The sequence below is a fragment of the Kitasatospora sp. NPDC001175 genome (assembly GCF_053598215.1).
The window spans coordinates 120,195-136,831 of the sequence record NZ_JBSFJU010000016.1 but is presented as its reverse complement, the minus strand read 5'-3'; the positions used below and the strand labels follow the sequence as shown (position 1 = coordinate 136,831).

11 protein-coding genes, 1 pseudogene and 1 riboswitch are annotated in these 16,637 nt (G+C 72.4%); of the genes and pseudogenes, 8 read left to right on the top strand and 4 right to left on the bottom strand.

Features of this window, described 5'->3' with window-relative positions; all coding sequences use genetic code 11:
* The 3 genes from ACWDAK_RS14895 to mfd all read left to right on the top strand — a co-directional run bounded on the left by ACWDAK_RS14895 (window position 1) and on the right by mfd (window position 8,355).
* Window positions 1-2,559, top strand: a complete 2,559-nt coding sequence (locus tag ACWDAK_RS14895; RefSeq protein ID WP_427393544.1) for an SUKH-4 family immunity protein — start codon at window positions 1-3, stop codon at window positions 2,557-2,559.
* 338 nt (window positions 2,560-2,897) lie between these two features.
* Window positions 2,898-4,181 carry a hypothetical protein gene (locus ACWDAK_RS14890; RefSeq protein WP_427393545.1) on the top strand — a complete coding sequence of 428 codons (1,284 nt, stop codon included), beginning with the start codon at window positions 2,898-2,900 and terminating at the stop codon, window positions 4,179-4,181.
* Between the two features lie 541 nt (window positions 4,182-4,722).
* Window positions 4,723-8,355 (top strand): transcription-repair coupling factor, encoded by a 3,633-nt coding sequence (mfd, locus tag ACWDAK_RS14885; protein WP_427393546.1) that lies wholly within the window; start codon window positions 4,723-4,725, stop codon window positions 8,353-8,355.
* A gap of 106 nt (window positions 8,356-8,461) precedes the next feature.
* On the opposite strand, the gene ACWDAK_RS14880 is transcribed toward mfd, so the two are convergent.
* The 3 genes from ACWDAK_RS14880 to ACWDAK_RS14870 form a co-directional block, all read right to left on the bottom strand.
* On the bottom strand, window positions 8,462-8,908 hold the full coding sequence (locus ACWDAK_RS14880; RefSeq protein ID WP_427393547.1) for a hypothetical protein: 447 nt from the start codon (window positions 8,906-8,908) through the stop codon (window positions 8,462-8,464).
* Window positions 8,909-8,998: 90 nt separating this feature from the next.
* Complete coding sequence (locus tag ACWDAK_RS14875) at window positions 8,999-10,258, bottom strand: amidase domain-containing protein (RefSeq protein ID WP_344638730.1); 1,260 nt, start codon at window positions 10,256-10,258, stop codon at window positions 8,999-9,001.
* Window positions 10,259-10,260: 2 nt separating this feature from the next.
* Window positions 10,261-10,584, bottom strand: coding sequence for a type VII secretion target (locus ACWDAK_RS14870; protein WP_344638729.1), 324 nt, complete (start codon window positions 10,582-10,584; stop codon window positions 10,261-10,263).
* Between the two features lie 83 nt (window positions 10,585-10,667).
* Here ACWDAK_RS14870 and ACWDAK_RS14865 point away from each other — a divergent pair.
* The 3 genes and pseudogenes from ACWDAK_RS14865 to ACWDAK_RS14855 all read left to right on the top strand — a co-directional run.
* A pseudogene (locus ACWDAK_RS14865) lies at window positions 10,668-10,886 on the top strand (hypothetical protein); the annotation flags it as partial.
* Window positions 10,887-11,275: 389 nt separating this feature from the next.
* Window positions 11,276-11,920: a SurA N-terminal domain-containing protein gene (locus tag ACWDAK_RS14860; RefSeq protein WP_344638727.1), complete on the top strand. Its 645-nt coding sequence runs from the start codon at window positions 11,276-11,278 to the stop codon at window positions 11,918-11,920.
* A 98-nt stretch (window positions 11,921-12,018) separates the two neighbouring features.
* Complete coding sequence (locus ACWDAK_RS14855; RefSeq protein WP_344638726.1) at window positions 12,019-13,017, top strand: MazG family protein; 999 nt, start codon at window positions 12,019-12,021, stop codon at window positions 13,015-13,017.
* 89 nt (window positions 13,018-13,106) lie between these two features.
* Here ACWDAK_RS14855 and ACWDAK_RS14850 read toward each other — a convergent pair whose 3' ends face one another.
* Window positions 13,107-13,604, bottom strand: a complete 498-nt coding sequence (locus ACWDAK_RS14850; protein WP_344638725.1) for an SDR family NAD(P)-dependent oxidoreductase — start codon at window positions 13,602-13,604, stop codon at window positions 13,107-13,109.
* A 266-nt stretch (window positions 13,605-13,870) separates the two neighbouring features.
* Between ACWDAK_RS14850 and ACWDAK_RS14845 the strand changes: the two genes are divergently transcribed.
* Together ACWDAK_RS14845 and ACWDAK_RS14840 are read left to right on the top strand one after the other, a co-directional pair.
* A complete protein-coding gene (locus tag ACWDAK_RS14845) occupies window positions 13,871-15,124 on the top strand; it encodes a cytochrome P450 family protein (protein WP_344638724.1) in 1,254 nt (417 codons plus the stop codon).
* A 314-nt stretch (window positions 15,125-15,438) separates the two neighbouring features.
* Window positions 15,439-15,619, top strand: a riboswitch (cyclic di-AMP (ydaO/yuaA leader).
* A gap of 4 nt (window positions 15,620-15,623) precedes the next feature.
* Window positions 15,624-16,469 carry a transglycosylase family protein gene (locus ACWDAK_RS14840; RefSeq protein WP_427393548.1) on the top strand — a complete coding sequence of 282 codons (846 nt, stop codon included), beginning with the start codon at window positions 15,624-15,626 and terminating at the stop codon, window positions 16,467-16,469.
* The last annotated feature ends 168 nt before the right edge of the window (window positions 16,470-16,637 follow it).

Genomic DNA, 16,637 nt, shown 5'->3' with positions numbered 1-16,637 from the left:
GTGGTGACGTACGCGCAGGCGCAGGAACTGGCCGACGACTGGATCAACGCCGGGGTGCCGCGCTCGCAGCAGCGCGAGGTCCGGGTGCGCGAGTTCGACCTGGGCTTCGTCTGCTGGGCGGAGGACCGGCCCACCGGCCCGTCCGACACCGCGGGCGGTCCGGCCGGATCGGTCGGCCCGGGCACCGAGATCCGGATGGTGATCGCCCGGGAAGGCGGTGTCAGCACGCTCTGGCCGCCGCTGCCCGTCAACGAGGTGGTCCGCCTGTACGAGGAGCAGTACGGCGGGGAGCTGGCCCCCAACCCGGCGGGCGCGGCCAAGCCCGTGCGCGGCACGGTCGAGGCGACGTCCTTCCTGCTCAGCCCTCCGCAGTGGCTCGAGGAGGCCGGGAAGGCCGCGATCGAGGCGGAGGCCGCGCGGCTCGGTGCACCGGCCGAGACCGCTGCCCCCACCGCTGCCGATGCCGGTGCCGGCGTGCCTGAGGCACCGCCGCAGCCGGTGCACCTGACCGCTCCGCCCGCCTCCGACCGTCCGGCGGGGGACGCCCCGACGATGCTGGGCCCGTCCGAACCCCTGGGGACCCCGGCGGCGGGCGTGCCGCCGTTCCCGCCTGCCCCGGCGGCGGGCGTGCCGCCGTTCCCGCCTGCCTCCGTGCCGCCCGGAGCCACCGTGCCCTACCCGGGCGGCGCGCTCCAGGGCGGGCCGGCCCCCGTCGGCGCCGCCGGCACTCCCGCGCCCCAGTACACGCCGCCGGTGCCCGCCCCTGACAGCGCTCCCGCCGCCGGCGGCCCGGCGTCGGCCGGCGGTCCGGGGATCGAGTACGCGCCCACGATGCTCGCGTCCGAAGGTGTACCGGGCCTGATGGGCCTGCCCGGCGCTCCGGCCGCGCCCGAGGGCCAGTCCGCCGGTGCGCTCGGCCGTTCGACGCCGACCGCACCGCCGCCGCCCCCGCCGGCCGAGCTGCGCGGGCCGGCCGCCGCCCAGCCCGGTCCGGTGGCCGGCGGGCGAGGAGCCAGCGCGCCTCCGCCACCTCCGCCCGCCGAGCTGCGACACGCCCCGGGCGCCCTGGGGCATGCCGGTGCGGGTGGCCGCTCGGCGCCGACCGCGCCGCCGCCCCCGCCGCCCGCCGAGCTGCGCGGCGGAGCCCAGCCGCCCGCCGCCCCCGCGACGCCGCCGGCCCCCGGCCCGGCCGCGGCGGGCATCGCGTACGAGGCGACCCAGCTGGCCCACGCGATCGAGGTGCCGCAGCCGGGCCACGGCACGCCGCCGCACGGCGGTCCGGCCGTTCCGTCGCCCGCCGGACCGGCCGGTCCCGGCATGCCCGGCGCACCGGGTGTGCCCGGTATGCCGCCCGCCCCGCCCGCCCCGCCGGGACCGGTGCCGGGCGTCGGCTACGGCTACCCCGCGGCCGCGCCGGTACCTCCGGCGCACCAGGGAGCGCCGGTACCGCCCGCCCACCCGGGGCCCGCCCCGGTGCCGGGCGCCGGTTACGGCTACCCGGCCGCCGGCGCACCGGTGCCCGCCGGCCCCCCGGTTCCCCCGCCCGCGCCGGCCCCGGTACCGGGTGTGCCGGCCGGTGCACCGGGAGTGCCGTCGATCGGGCCCGGCACGGTGGCCGTGGTCAGCTACCGGGCCCCGGACGGCTCCGAGCAGAAGCTCATCCACCGCAGCGAGCCCGGCACCCCGCACCCGGAGTGGAAGGCGCTGCACGAGCTGCGCCGCCTCAACGTCCCGCCGGACCAGGTGCTCGAACTCCACACCGACCTGGAACTGTGCGAGGTGCCCGGCGGCTACTGCGCCCGGATGGTACGCGCCTCCTGGCCGAACGTCCGCCTCAGCCACACCGCCCCGTACGGCCGGGACCACCAGTCCCGGCAGGCGGGCATGGCGGTGCTGGTGGACCACGTCGACCAGCTGCACCAGCTGGCGGCGGCGCCGCAGCGCCCGCGGCCGGTCCGCGCGCCGCTGCCGCCGCCCGGCAGCATTCCGCAGCTGCCGCCGCTCGCCCCGCAGCAGCTGGCGGATGAGCTCGGGCAGGCCTTCGGTCCCGGGGTGTTCCGCTTCGAGCAGCGGGCGGTCTCCCGCCAGGGCGTGCCCGAGGTCGTGGCGCAGACCCTGATGTGGGCCGGGCTGCCGCGCGACTTCGCGCCGTTCTTCTGGGCCCAGGCCCAGGAAGGCCGGCCGATCCCGACCCTGGCCGAGCTGGCGGCCGAGCGGGGACTGCCCGCCGGCCCGGACTTCGGCGGCTACCTGGTGCTCGGCAACGACTACGGCCGCCAGCTCTGCGTGCAGTACGGCACGGCGGCGGTGATCTCGGTCGAGCTGGAGCCGGGCGGTGAACCGGTGCGCTTCGTCAACTCCGGGGTCCCGGAGTTCGCCCGCAGCCTGGCCCTGCTCGGCCGGATGTGGCGCCTGCGCTACGGCCTCACCCCGGAACAGGCGGGCCGGTGGACCACCGACTTCCAGGCCCAGCTGATCGCCATCGACCCGGCGGCGCTGCAGTCGCCGGAGACCTGGTGGGGCGTGCTGCTCGAACAGTTCTGGGACGGGATCCTCTGACCCTCCCGGTCTTGGCCACGGGCCGTGCCGATTCGTCGGCACGGCCCGTGGCCGTCTGGCGGGCAGGGGCGGAATCGGACATTCCGCTTGGCCGGTGCACCCGGGGAACCACTGGCGGACTCCCGAACGTCCTTACTGGTCATGCGCGATGCACGGGAGGTTTCGAGCACGTGGAACGGGGCTGACCGCGGCACGCGTTCACGCGGTCGAGCGGCGCTGTCCTGTTTGGGTTTCCTCCCCGTCCGCGCAAAATAGGTGAAGAGGGCGGGCCGCCGGTCCCGTCCTCGTCCACGTTCGACCACGGGCTGCGCAGCCCGCGAGCACGAGGGGAAGAACCCATGAGCGACGCCGTCTCCCAGCACGGGTTCATGCTGTCCCGGCGCGGTTACGCGCCCGAGCAGGTCGAACGGGCACTGTTGTCCCTGACGTCGGAGCGGGACCGGGCGTGGGAGCGGCTCAGCGTACTCGGTGCCGGCATCCGTGAGATGGAGAAGCGGCTCGCGGACATCGTCCAGGCCGCCGCCGACGCCCCCGCCCCCGACTACCAGGTGCTCAGCGGCCAGGCCGCGCGGTTGATGGCCATCGCCGAGGCCGAGGTGACGGCGATCCGGGAGTCCGCCGAGCGCGCCGCCGAGGAGGCCAGGGACAACGCGTACCAGGCCGGACAGCAGGCCACCGTCAGCGCCCGGGAGTTCGCCACCACCAGCCGCGACGAGGCCGACGCCTTCGCCCGCCGCACCGAGGAGCGCACCCGCGCCGAGGCCGAGCGGATCCGCGCGGAGGCCGACCGGGAGGCCCGCAGCACCCGGGACCTCGCCACGGCGGAGGCCGCCAAGGTCCGGGTGAGCGCCGCCGAGGCGGAGGAGCGGGCTGAGGCCAAGCTGGCCGAACTGCGGCGCCGGGCGGACGAGATGTTCGCCGCCGCCGAGGCCAAGGCGGACGTGGAGGACGAGAAGATCTCCGCCACCGCGGAGCGCCGGCTCAGGGAGGCCGAGCAGTACCGCGACGAGGTGCTCGCCGAGATCCGCGTCAGCGACGCGGAGGCCCAGGCCACCGCCGAGCAGCTGACCGCCGAGGCCCGCCGGGAGGCCGAGCGGATCCAGGCGGCCGGCGAGCGCGAGCAGCGGGAGTTCGCCGTCCGGCACGAGCAGGTGCAACAGCACCTGGACCACATCAAGCAGACGCTGGCCTCGCTGACCGGTGCAGCGGTCGGCGCCCTCGAGGGGGCGGGCGTACGGGCGCTCGAGGCCGCTCCCGCGCGGCCGCGGGCCGCCGTCGAACCGTCGCGGCCGGCCCTGGCGCCGGCTTCGGCATCGATCGAGACGGCGGAGCCGGCCGGGGTGCCGGAGCACGCGACCAGGGAGCTCCGGCTGCCCGCCACCGCCGAGAACCCCACCACCACCCTGCGGGCGCTCTCCGCCGTTCCGCCGCGGCCCAGCACTTCGCCGGAGGCCGTCCCGGCGCGGGCAGCGGAACCGGCTCCGGCTGCGGCGTCCGTCCCGGAGCCCGCCCCGGCCGAACCGGCCGCGCAGGCGTCGGAGGCCAAGACGCGGATCGTTCCGAAGATCGTGATCGTTGACGACGGCTCCGAGTACCCGCGTGAGGTCGTGCACCGCCGCTAGCCCGTGCCCGGGCGCGGTCATGCCTGGGGCGCCTTGGCGTGGCCCCCCAGGCGTGGCCGACCCGGTCCGAAGTTGACGCCGTTCCGCCTTGCCGTCGAGGCGGGCCCGCGAGAAGGGGCCGTCCGCTCCGGCCGCAGGTGAGATCGCGACGGGCCAGGACCCGTGGCGCCCTCCAGGACGGGGCGCCACGACTCCCGGCGAATGGGCACGAGCGCCCCCACCCAGGGTCGCCCGGCCACGCACTCCCGACCCCCATCGGGGTGCGTCGGTGTCCACCGCCTCCATCCCCCACGGTTGGGTGCGGCGGGCACGAACTCCATCTTGCGCGACCACAATGGACGGGCAGTGACAGGAGTATGTCCAGTTCGTGTGATCTCCGCTGCATGATCACGCTGAGCCCGGCGGTGCTCTTCGCGTGAGCGTCCGCGCCGCGGCGTAGGCTGGAGTTCCCCCGGGCGCGCCGCGTGCCGGGCCGTTCGCGTTGCCCGGCCGGTCGTCCGACGCCTGGGCACTCCAGCCACGGGACGAAGAAGAGACTCGCATGAGCCTGTCCGGACTGCTCGATGTCGTCGTACGGGATGCCGCCCTCGCCGAGGCGATCGAGGCGGCGGCCGCGGGTGCCGCCGTGGGGGGCAGGCAGCATCTCGACCTGGTCGGTCCGCCGGCCGCGCGTCCGTTCGCGATCGCCGCGCTGGCCAGGTCGCTGGCGGCGAAGGCGGGTGAGCGGGGCCGCCCGGTGCTCGCCGTGACGGCCACCGGCCGGGAGGCCGAGGACCTGGCGGCCAGCCTGCGCTCGCTGCTGCCACCCGACGCGGTGGCCGAGTTCCCGGCCTGGGAGACGCTGCCGCACGAGCGGCTGTCGCCGCGCTCGGACACGGTCGGCCGCCGGCTGGCCGTGCTGCGCCGGATCGTCCACCCGCGGGCCGACGACCCGGCGGCGGGGCCGGTCCAGGTGATCGTCGCGCCGGTGCGCTCGGTGCTGCAGCCGCAGGTCAAGGGCCTGGCCGAGCTGGAGCCGGTGGCGCTGCAGCGCGGCGAGCAGCACGACCTGGAGGAGGTGGCCCGCAAGCTGTCGGCCGCCGCCTACGCCCGGGTCGAACTGGTCGAGAAGCGCGGCGAGTTCGCGGTGCGCGGCGGCATCCTGGACGTCTTCCCGCCGACCGAGGAGCATCCGCTGCGGGTGGAGTTCTGGGGCGACGACGTCGAGGAGATCCGGTACTTCAAGGTGGCCGACCAGCGGTCGCTGGAGATCGCCGAGCACGGCCTGTGGGCGCCGCCCTGCCGTGAGCTGCTGCTCACCGACGAGGTCCGGGCGCGGGCCGCCGAGCTGGCGCAGGAGCACCCCGGGCTGGCCGAGATCCTGGACAAGATCGCCCAGGGCATCGCGGTCGAGGGCATGGAGTCGCTGGCGCCCGTCCTGGTGGACGACATGGAACTGCTGCTTGACGTGCTGCCCGCCGGCAGTGTCACGGTGGTCTGCGACCCCGAGCGGGTGCGGACCAGGGCGGCCGACCTGGTGGCGACCAGTCAGGAGTTCCTACAGGCCTCCTGGGTTGCGGCCGCCGCCGGTGCGGACCGGCCGATCGACCTGGAGGCGATCGACGTCTCGGCCGCCTCGCTGTGGTCGCTGGCCGACGTGCGCGAGCACGCGGCGGAGATCGGGCTGCCCTGGTGGTCCGTCAGCCCCTTCGCCACCAGTGACTCGGCGTCCTCGGCGGGGCCGGAGATCCTGGAGTTCGACGCCAACACCCTCACCCTCGGCATGCACGCGGTGGAGGCGTACCGGGGCGACACCGCCCGCGCCATCGCCGACGCCAAGGAGCGGCTGAGCGCCGACTGGCGGGTCGTCATGGTGACCGAGGGCCACGGCCCGGCCGCCCGGCTGGCCGAGGTGCTCGGCAACGAGGGGATCCCGGCCCGGCTGGTCGCCGACCTCGCCGAGGCACCGACCCGGGACGTCGTCCACGTCACCTGCGGCTCGATCGAGTACGGCTTCGTGGACGAGGACCTCAAGCTGACGGTCGTCACCGAGACCGACCTGTCCGGCCAGAAGTCCTCCACCAAGGACATGCGCCGGATGCCGTCCCGCCGCCGCAACGCGATCGATCCACTGGCGCTCCAGGCCGGTGACTACGTGGTGCACGAGGCGCACGGCGTCGGCAGGTACGTGGAGATGGTGCAGCGCACCGTGCAGGGCGCGACCCGCGAGTACCTGGTGCTGGAGTACGCCCCCGCCAAGCGCGGCCACCCCGGCGACCGGCTCTTCGTGCCGACCGACCAGCTGGACCAGGTGACCAAGTACGTCGGCGGCGAGGCCCCGACGCTGCACCGGCTCGGCGGCGCGGACTGGGCGAAGACCAAGCAGCGGGCCAAGAAGGCGGTGAAGGAGATCGCCGCCGACCTGATCAAGCTGTACTCGGCCCGGATGGCGGCCCCCGGCCACGCCTTCGGCGCGGACACCCCCTGGCAGCGCGAGCTGGAGGACGCCTTCCCGTACGCGGAGACGCCGGACCAGCTCACCACCATCGCCGAGGTCAAGACGGACATGGAGAAGTCCGTCCCGATGGACCGGCTGATCTGCGGCGACGTCGGCTACGGCAAGACCGAGATCGCCGTGCGCGCGGCGTTCAAGGCCGTCCAGGACGGCAAGCAGGTGGCGGTGCTGGTGCCCACCACCCTGCTGGTGCAGCAGCACTTCTCCACCTTCGCCGAGCGGTACGCCAACTTCCCGGTCAACGTCCGGGCGCTGTCGCGGTTCCAGACCGACACCGAGGCCAAGGCGGTGCTGGAGGGCCTGCGCGACGGCTCGGTGGACGTGGTCATCGGTACCCACCGGCTGTTCTCCAGCGAGACCAGGTTCAAGGACCTCGGTCTGGTGATCGTGGACGAGGAGCAGCGCTTCGGCGTCGAGCACAAGGAGCAGCTGAAGAAGCTGCGCGCCAACGTGGACGTGCTGACCATGTCCGCGACGCCGATCCCGCGCACCCTGGAGATGGCGGTCACCGGTATCCGCGAGATGTCCACCATCACCACCCCGCCGGAGGAGCGGCACCCGGTGCTGACCTTCGTCGGACCGTACGACGAGAAGCAGATCTCAGCGGCGGTCCGGCGTGAACTCCTGCGCGAGGGCCAGGTGTTCTACATCCACAACCGGGTGGAGACGATCGACAAGGCCGCCGCCCGACTGAAGGACCTGGTGCCCGAGGCGCGGATCGCCACCGCGCACGGGCAGATGGGGGAGACCCAGCTGGAGAAGGTGGTGGTCGACTTCTGGGAGAAGGAGTTCGACGTCCTGGTCTCCACCACGATCGTCGAGTCGGGCATCGACATCTCCAACGCCAACACCCTGATCGTGGAGCGCGGCGACACCTTCGGTCTCTCCCAGCTGCACCAGCTGCGCGGCCGGGTCGGCCGTGGCCGCGAGCGCGGCTACGCATACATGCTGTACCCGCCGGAGCGGCCGCTCACCGAGACCGCGCACGAGCGGCTCGCCACCATCGCCCAGCACACCGAGATGGGCGCCGGCATGTACGTGGCGATGAAGGACCTGGAGATCCGCGGTGCGGGCAACCTGCTCGGTGGCGAGCAGTCCGGGCACATCGCGGGCGTCGGCTTCGACCTCTACATGCGGATGGTCGGCGAGGCGGTGGCCGAGTTCCGCGAGTCGCTGGCCGGCGGCGGCGAGCCGGAGGAGGAGCCGCTGGAGGTGAAGATCGAGCTGCCCGTGGACGCCCATGTGCCGCACGACTACGCCCCCGGCGAGCGGCTGCGCCTGCAGGCGTACCGCTCGATCGCGGCGGTGAACTCGGAGGAGGACATCGTCCAGGTCCGCGAGGAACTCACCGACCGCTACGGCAAGCTGCCCGAGCCGGTGGAGAACCTGCTGCTGGTGGCGGGCCTACGGCTGTTCGCGCGGCGCTGCGGCGTCGCCGACATCACCCTGCAGGGCCCGAACGTGCGCTTCGGCCCGGTCTCCCTGCGGGAGTCGCAGCAGCTGCGGCTGAACCGGCTCTACCCGCGCAGCCAGGTGAAGGCGGCGGCCGAGCAGGTGCTGGTGCCCCGTCCGAGCACCGGCCGGATCGGCGGCAAGCCGCTGGTCGGGCGGGAACTGCTGGGCTGGTGCACCGAGTTCCTCACCACGATGTTCGACGACCTGGCGGGCGCGAAGAAGTAGCGCCTGTCACGGGGGTGTTCGGCGGTCTGGCCGGCGCGAGGCGTTGACCTCAGCGCCGGCCGGGCCCGCCTGCCTCGCATGGAGCCGGTGGTTCACAGCCGGGGCGTCAGAAGGAGCAGTCGCCGCCTCGGCCGTGCGGGTGGAAGTGCGGAAGGGCTGCTAGCAGGCTGCCCACTTCGAAGAGCAGCATCAGCAGGCTGGCGAACAGCATCGCCTTCAGCAGCGGGATGAGCAGCGACTGCACGGGTTCGGGCTTGCGGGTCCCGGTCCACAGGAGCAGAGGGATCGCGATCACCACGAGCGCACCGACGACCGCGCCGGCCCAGGCAGCGGCCTGCGCGCTCAGGGGCATGCCCGGGTAGGGGACGCAGTCGCCGTGCGCGGCCTCCCAAGCGCGGTCCTTGGCCCAGTCCGCGTACGACGTGCACGCGACACCGGCCACGGCCGCCACGAGTACGGAGAGCGCGGTCCTGCGCCACGCGGCCCGGTCGAGGCTGTCCGGCACCCTGGCACCGGTGGTCGTCTGCGCGAGGTCAGAGGGCTCGGCGGACATCATGAACTCTCTTTCGGGCGCGGGCGTCTGGCAACAGAGGGGCGCGTCGGGGAAGGCGCGGACAGCGGGTTGGCGTTGCAGTCACCGCTGTCAGTACCAGTCAGGATTAACGCGGACATAGTGCACTTTGAGATGGCCACGGCTCTCCTCGAACGAAGGGAGTCGCCCTTCCACGCTCGCGTTCAATTTGCTGCCGTTGTGCGCCGTGTAGCGGATGTCGCCGCGCGGGGTCACAGCCGTGACGATCGCGGTATGGAAGATCTGGCCCTTGGGAACGTCGGTCCCCTCGGCGTCTTCCTCGTAGTACACGATGTCCCCGGGCCTGACCTGATCCGGAGAGATCTCTTGACCGCCGTGTTTCAACATGAAGTCGTGCTGATTCTGGGCGCCGCCCCAGGCGTGCGTGTGCCCTGGGATTACTCCGTCCACCCAAGACCCGAGTCCACTGGAACCCCCGCCTCGGAACCAGCCATCGCCGTCCATGGTGTTCCAGCCCTTGAACTTCATACCGGACTGGTGCAACGCCTCAGAGACAAAATTGGTGCAGTTCTCTTCGCCTTCGAAGTCGCCGCTGTTGTCGTTCCAGTGCTCCATCGCCCACTGAACGGCCTTCACGCGGTCGTACTTGGCTCCGGGGCCGCCACGGACGTTTTGTTTGACGTCCTCGGGGATCCCAGGCAGGTTGGCCAGAGTTACTGGATCGGAGAGCATCAGCTGCTTCTTCTGGCTGTCGGGCAGGGCGTTCCACCAATCGGCGACCAAGCGCGGGTCCTTCCCGTCCGGGATGCCCCCCGAGTACATGGCGAGTTCGAGCCGAGAAACGGCGTACTGCTCATTGAGCGCCGCGTCCGGGGACTTCAACGTCGTTGCCGCGCCGAGCTTTCGAAGTTCTGCGGCAGCCTGGTGGTCGGCCTGCTCTGCCTCCCGCAAAGCTTCCCGGAGCAGGGCGTTGACCTCTTGCGCGGCAGCGGCCGCGTCGGGGCTCACGCTTCCGGCTGAGTCGCGAACCTGTGCGGTGGCCATGTCGACGGCCAAGCCGTGGTTCTGGGCGAGGTCCAGGCCAGCCTGCATGGTCAGCTTGGCTCGGGTGATCTCTGCGCTGAGGCCGTCGAGGATCATGGCGACGCTGCGCGTAAGGTCGGCTCCAGCCTCCAGGATTTGGGCCTGCTCTTCGAGTTTGCGGCCCGCAGCCTCGCCGACGCGGTCCTTCCAGTCGTCCTTGAGCGGGTCGACGCCATTGGCGTGGATGTCGTTGACCGCTTGCCAGGACTCCTTGGACAACTCCATCCAGCCGTCTGCTGCTGCGTCGACGTCGATGCTTCGCGCGGCCTTGAGTGAGGTCAAGTCCATGGTCAGTGCTCCGTCGAGTGGAGGTCGGCGAGAGCGGCACCGAGGCGGCGGGTTGCCTCCTCCTCGGCGGTGTCATAGGAATGTGCGGAGTTGCGCAACTGCTCGGCATAAGTATGGAGCTGGTCAACCACATACTTCATGTGGGCCTGCCAGGCGTCGGCACAGCTCTTGAGGGCTGGCCCGGATTCCCAACCGGCCAAGGTGTCCGCAGCGGTGAAACTGTTGTCAAGCCAGTGCCCGGCCGCCGGTCCGATCTGTTCTGCGGTGTTCTGCAGCCCGTTCGCCGACTGTCGCAGCGTGTCAGTAAGCACGTGTATGTCGTTCACTGTTCCCCCTGTCCCCCAGGTACCGCCATTGGCAGTATGCAGATCATTATGGCTGATTGGGGTGTGCAAAGCGTTCGAGAACAGTGCGCTTCGGCCCGGTCTCCCTGCGGGAGTCGCAGCAGCTGCGGCTGAACCGGCTCTACCCGCGCAGCCAGGTGAAGGCGGCGGCCGAGCAGGTGCTGGTGCCCCGTCCGAGCACCGGCCGGATCGGCGGCAAGCCGCTGATCGGGCGGGAACTGCTGGGCTGGTGCACCGAGTTCCTCACCACGATGTTCGACGACCTGGCGGGCGCGAAGAAGTAGCGCCTGTCACGGGGGTGTTCGGCGGTCTCAGGCTCACGTGGGCCTGAGACCGCCCTTTTCGTGTCCGGCGTGGCCTTCGTGTCGGTCCGCTCACGCCGGGTGCCGTGCCCGCGCCGGGGGCCGTCGATCCCCGTACGGCGGGGTGGCCGACACCCGCTCCGTTCCCCGGGGCCGGCAGCCGCTGAACCGGGCCGGCAGCCGCTGAACCGGGCCGGCGGTCGCTGAACGGCTGTCCGGTTGATCCGGCCTACCCCGTTCGGCCCAAGGTCTGGGCAAGGCGTCGCGCCGCTCCCTATTGTCTGTACCTGCCAGGAGAACCATCGGACACCGCACCAGCCACACCGTCCCCCGCGCCCCGGGCCCGGGGGTCCCTGCCCGGGAGGCCACACGTGATCCGCACCAACTCCGTCCAGCGCCACACCCGTACGGCTACCGGCGCCATCGGCGTCCTGATCGCCGCGGCCACCCTCACCGCCTGCGGCTCCGGCCCGGCACGCCAGGGGGCGGCGGCCGTGGTCGACGGGCAGCGGATCACCATCGCCACCGTCGAGGCCAAAGTGTCCGCGCTGCGGGACGAGGTCGCGGCCCAGGGCGGCGGGCCGCGCACCGAACGCGCCGGGTTGACCAAGCGCGCGGTGTCGGACCTGGTCCTCAACCGAGTGGTCGACCGCGCCCTGGCCGACCGCCGGCTCGACGTCTCCGCGGGCGAGATCGCGCAGGCGCGGGACTCCGACGCGAAACTGCTCGGTGGAGAGGGCGAACTCCGGCGGGAACTGCTCCTCAAGCAGGGCGTCGCGGACGAGGACACCGACGCCTTCTACCGCCAGCAGCTCGGCATCCACAAGCTGGCCGCCGCCGACGGCAAGGACGCCCGGACGACCGAGGGCGACGCGATCGTCCGCAAGGCCCTGGCCGAAGCCGGTACCGAACTCAAGGTCGTGGTCAACCCCCGCTACGGCGCCTGGGACCCGCGCCAGGTGGCCCTGGTCGACGCCCCCACGGACTGGCTCCCGCGGCGCACCGCCGCCAGCTGAAACAGCCGACCCGGCGCCGCGGGCTTCCCCGCTGCCCGCTCGGTGGCCCCGGGATATATCGGCGGTGCCCGAGGACGGCCAGCAGGTAGGTTCGGAGCGTGGACGACACTGCGAAGCTGATTCTGCTCACCACCACCCACCGGGTCGCCCCCGGCCTGCTGTCCTGGCCGGCCTGGGAGGTCCTGCGCGGGTCCGCCCGGGTGCTGGCCGCCGATCCGGCACACCCGCAGCTGCCCGCCCTCCGCCAGGCCGGGGTCGAGGTGGAGCTGGTCGAGCACGGCAACGCCCCGGCGCTGGCCCGGCTGCTGGCCGAAGCCGCCCCGGCCGTCTGGCTCGGCAGCCCGGACGGCGACCCGGGCCTGACCGACGCGCTCGCCCGGATCGCGGTGGAGGAGGCGGGGAAGGCGCCGGAGATCGAGATCCTCCCCGGTTCGTACGACCTCCCCGGCGCCCGGCTGCTCGACCTGGTCTCGGTGATGGACCGGCTGCGCTCGCCCGGCGGCTGCCCCTGGGACGCCGAGCAGACCCACGCCTCCCTGGTGAAGTACCTGGTGGAGGAGGCGTTCGAACTGGTCGAGGCGATCGAGGAGGGCGACCGGGAGACGCTGCGCGAGGAGCTCGGGGACGTGCTGCTCCAGGTGTTCTTCCACTCCCGGATCGCCGAGGAGCACCCCGAGGACGCGTTCACCATCGACGACGTGGCCGGGGACATCGTGGAGAAGCTGATGTACCGCCACCCGCACGTCTTCGGGGACGTCGAGGCGGGCGGCACGGAGCAGGTCGAGGCCAACTGGGAGCAGCTCAAGGCGGCCGAGAAGCAGCGTGAGTCGGTCCTGGACGGGGTGCCCGCCGGGCTGCCCGCGCTGGCGTACACGGCCAAGCTGGTCTCCCGGGTCCGCCGGGCCGGCTTCACCGGGGTACCGGACGAGCCCTACGAGCTGCCCGCCGAGCTCACCCCCGAGTCGGCGGGAGCGCTGCTGCTCGCCGTCGTCCAGCGGGCCCACGACGCCGGTGTCGACGTGGACGCGGCCCTCCGCGCGGCCGCCCGCGCCTACCGTGCGGCCGTGCGTACCGTCGAGGGGCTGCCCGCCGACTGATCGGCTGCCCGGCCGGGCAGCACCGAGGGGGCGAGGTGCTCCGCGCCCCGTTCCGCCCGCCGCCCTCTAGGAGGGGCCGGCCGGCAGGGTCAGGCCGACTGGGGCTGGTCCACGTGGCGCCGCTGCGGCGGGACGACCTCGCTGATGGCGTCGCCGACCAGGGCGAGCAACTCGGCCAGCGGGTCGAGGTGGCCAGGCAGTTCGGCGAGGGAGACGATCCGCTCGCCGTCGGGGCCCGCGATGCAGAACAGGTCGATCGGGCCGAGGTGCTTCGCGGCGGTGTCCACCAGCGCCGCGACGTCGCTGGGCTGGTGGATGTCGCTGCACACGCCGACCACCGGGCAGCCGGGCCGGTCCAGTTCGGCGGCGAGGTCCTCGGCGACACCGGCGTGCAGGTCCGCGACCATGATCCCGGCGGCGCCAGCGGCGGCGAACCGGCGGGCCAGACCGTCTCCGGACCCACCGTCGAGTACCGCGATGACCACCACTGCCCCGGCTACCCGCATGGCCTGCTCCTCCTTGAGCCGCTCCCCGTGGACGGCCCCGCGCTGCCATCCATCAGAGTCATTGCGGAGGATCGTAGGCACTGCTCGACCCTCCGCGACACTCATTACCCGGCAGGTGACCAGGCTCACTCCTGCACGGGCGGGGGAGTCCGCCGCGCAGCGGCGTAATCCGGACGTCACGACTCTGTCAGCTACGCGCCGTCCGCAGACAGCCCCTCCTTCCCCCTGTCCGTCCCCTATCCGCGCGTCCCCGGGGCAATGGGGCGCCGTCCCGGAGCCACCGGCCGCCCGCGTGGAGCCGGCCGCCCGCGTGGAGCCGGCCGCCCGCCGCCGGATACCGTCGAGACATGCCGGAAACGCCCGACTCCACCCCGCAGCCCGAGCTCTTCACCTGGGAGTTCGCCGCCGACCCCTACCCCGCGTACGCCTGGCTGCGCGAGCACAGCCCGGTGCACCGCACCACGCTGCCGAGCGGGGTGGAGGCCTGGCTGGTCACCCGGTACGCGGACGCCCGGCAGGCGCTGGCGGACGGCAGGCTGTCCAAAAACCCCGCCCACCACAGCGAGCAGGCGCACCGCAGCGGCCGGGTCGGAATCCCGGGGGAGCGGCAGGCCGACCTGATGACCCACCTGCTGAACATCGACCCGCCGGACCACACCCGACTGCGCCGGCTGGTGTCGAAGGCGTTCACCCCGCGCCGGGTGGCCGAGTTCGAGCCGAGGGTGCAGCAGCTGACGGACCGGCTGATCGACGGCTTCGCCACACGCGGTTCGGCCGACCTGATCCACGAGTTCGCCTTCCCGCTCCCCATCTACGCGATCTGCGACCTGCTCGGCGTCCCGCCGGAGGACCAGGACGACTTCCGGGACTGGGCCGGCATGATGATCCGCCACCACGGTGGCCAACGCGGCGGCGTGGGCCGGGCGGTGAAGCGGATGCGCTCGTACCTGGCCGAGTTGATCCACCGCAAGCGGGCCGACCTCGGGGACGACCTGATCTCCGGCCTGATCCGGGCCAGTGACCACGGCGAGCACCTCACCGAGAACGAGGCCGCCGCGATGGCCTTCATCCTTCTCTTCGCCGGCTTCGAGACCACCGTCAACCTGATCGGCAACGGTCTGTACGCGCTGCTGCGCAACCCGGGGCAGCGCGCGCTGCTGCAGGAGTCCGTGGCACGCGGCGAGAAGGAGCTGCTGGCCACCGGGGTGGAGGAACTGCTGCGCTACGACGGGCCGGTGGAGCTGGCCACCTGGCGGTTCGCGACCAGTCCGCTGACCATCGGCGGGGTGGAGATCCCGGTCGGCGACCCGGTGCTGGTGGTGCTGGCGGCCGCGGACCGCGACCCGGCCAGGTTCGCCGCGCAGAACACGCTCGATCTGGCCCGGAAGGACAACCCGCACCTGGGTTTCGGCCACGGAATCCACTACTGCATCGGCGCTCCGCTGGCCCGGCTGGAAGGCCAGATCGCGCTGGCGACCCTGCTGACCCGGCTGCCCGACCTGACCCTTGCCGCCGAAGGCGCCGAACTGCGCTGGCGCGGCGGTCTGATCATGCGTGGCCTGCGCGAACTCCCGGTTTCCTTTACCGCGCGACAGGGCTGATCTTCCCCGTAATCCAGAAGTCATTCTCGGGATTTCGGTGAGATGTGCCACATGGTCCGCGCCGCCTTCCGGACACCCGGCGAACCGGGCGTGTCGAGCTGACGGCGTGTCGGGCTTGTCCCCGTTTGTCGATCTCTGAATGCGCATCAAACCGGACAAAGTCACATCGTTTGTGGGCGCATATAAACACAGCGTAATTCTCGTGTGATGTACGGGATATGAGCTTGTGATTGGTGTGACGGTATGCGTAGTCTCCGATGAGTTCGCAGCTGCGAACCCCGTTGCGTGGAACGCCAAACCTTGCCCATCACGCCTCGGGACACCGACCAGAACCCTTGGGCAAGGGCGGGGGACCCAGGTTTCGTCGCCGTTCCCACGGCTTGGGGTGAAGCCGCGTCGGCAGGGCAGGAAGCGTTCCTGTCCCGCTCGCCGCGGCCGGGCCAACCTCCCGGTCCGAACCCGACAGCTCACCTCGCAGGCGTGCGGAGAGGACACCTTCATGCTGTTCACCGGTTCGGGCCGTCATCGTCGCAAGACCCAGGCCGAGAAGGCCATCGCCGCTGCCGGTGTGGCCGGCGTCGGTCTAGCGCTGCCGCTGCTCACCGCCACCGGCGCACACGCCGCCTCCGTGTCGGCCTGGGACAAGGTCGCCGACTGCGAGAGCGGCGGCGACTGGAGCATCAACACCGGCAATGGCTTCTACGGCGGACTCCAGTTCACCTCCAGCACCTGGAAGGCCTACGGCGGCGGCCAGTACGCGGGCCAGGCCAACCAGGCGAGCAAGGGCCAGCAGATCGCGATCGCCGAGAAGGTCCTCGCCTCGCAGGGTCCCGGCGCCTGGCCGGTCTGCTCCGTCAAGGCAGGTCTGTCCAGGGGCGGTTCGGCCGCCGACGTGGACACCAGCAGCCACACCCGCAGCTCCGGCTCGGGCTCCTCGGGCAGCAAGAGCAGCACCAAGAGCTACAAGAGCCAGTCCTCCCAGGACTCTTCGCGCACGGTTGCCACTCCGTCCTTCCCGGGCAAGGCCGGTTACGACGCCGAGTCGGGCAAGTACTGGTACCAGAAGAGCGGCGGCTGGTACTGGACCAGCCACCAGAGCATCTACGAGCAGTTCGCGGGCGGCGCCGCCGAGAAGGCCCCGGCGCAGAGCCCGGTGTCCGCCGCGGCCACCACGCAGAGCGCCGCCACCGGCGACTACACCGTCAAGGAGGGTGACACCCTGTCGGGCATCGCCCAGGCCCAGCACCTCTCCGGTGGCTGGCAGCACCTCTACGACGTCAACCGCGCCACCATCGGCGGCAACGCCAACCTGATCCTCCCCGGTCAGGTGCTCAAGCTGGGCTGACCCCAGGTGGCATGAGGGGCCGTTTCCGCCGCGTCGCGGAAACGGCCCCACTTGTCGCGCTTGTGGTCATTCAGGTGAACTACCGGCTGGTAGAGCGGCCACACGCTGAGACGGAGCCAAGGGCAGCGTGGCCCGGAGGCCCGGTGCGGTTAGGCTCTGGTCGTAACG

What these genes read in the sequence shown, in the direction of transcription:
- ACWDAK_RS14890 (WP_427393545.1), top strand. Translation starts at nt 2,898, where the DNA reads ATGAGCGACGCCGTCTCCCAGCACGGGTTCATGCTGTCCCGGCGCGGT.
- mfd (WP_427393546.1), top strand. Translation starts at nt 4,723, where the DNA reads ATGAGCCTGTCCGGACTGCTCGATGTCGTCGTACGGGATGCCGCCCTC.
- ACWDAK_RS14880 (WP_427393547.1), bottom strand. Translation starts at nt 8,908, where the DNA reads ATGTCCGCCGAGCCCTCTGACCTCGCGCAGACGACCACCGGTGCCAGG.
- ACWDAK_RS14875 (WP_344638730.1), bottom strand. Translation starts at nt 10,258, where the DNA reads ATGGACTTGACCTCACTCAAGGCCGCGCGAAGCATCGACGTCGACGCA.
- ACWDAK_RS14845 (WP_344638724.1), top strand. Translation starts at nt 13,871, where the DNA reads ATGCCGGAAACGCCCGACTCCACCCCGCAGCCCGAGCTCTTCACCTGG.
- ACWDAK_RS14840 (WP_427393548.1), top strand. Translation starts at nt 15,624, where the DNA reads ATGCTGTTCACCGGTTCGGGCCGTCATCGTCGCAAGACCCAGGCCGAG.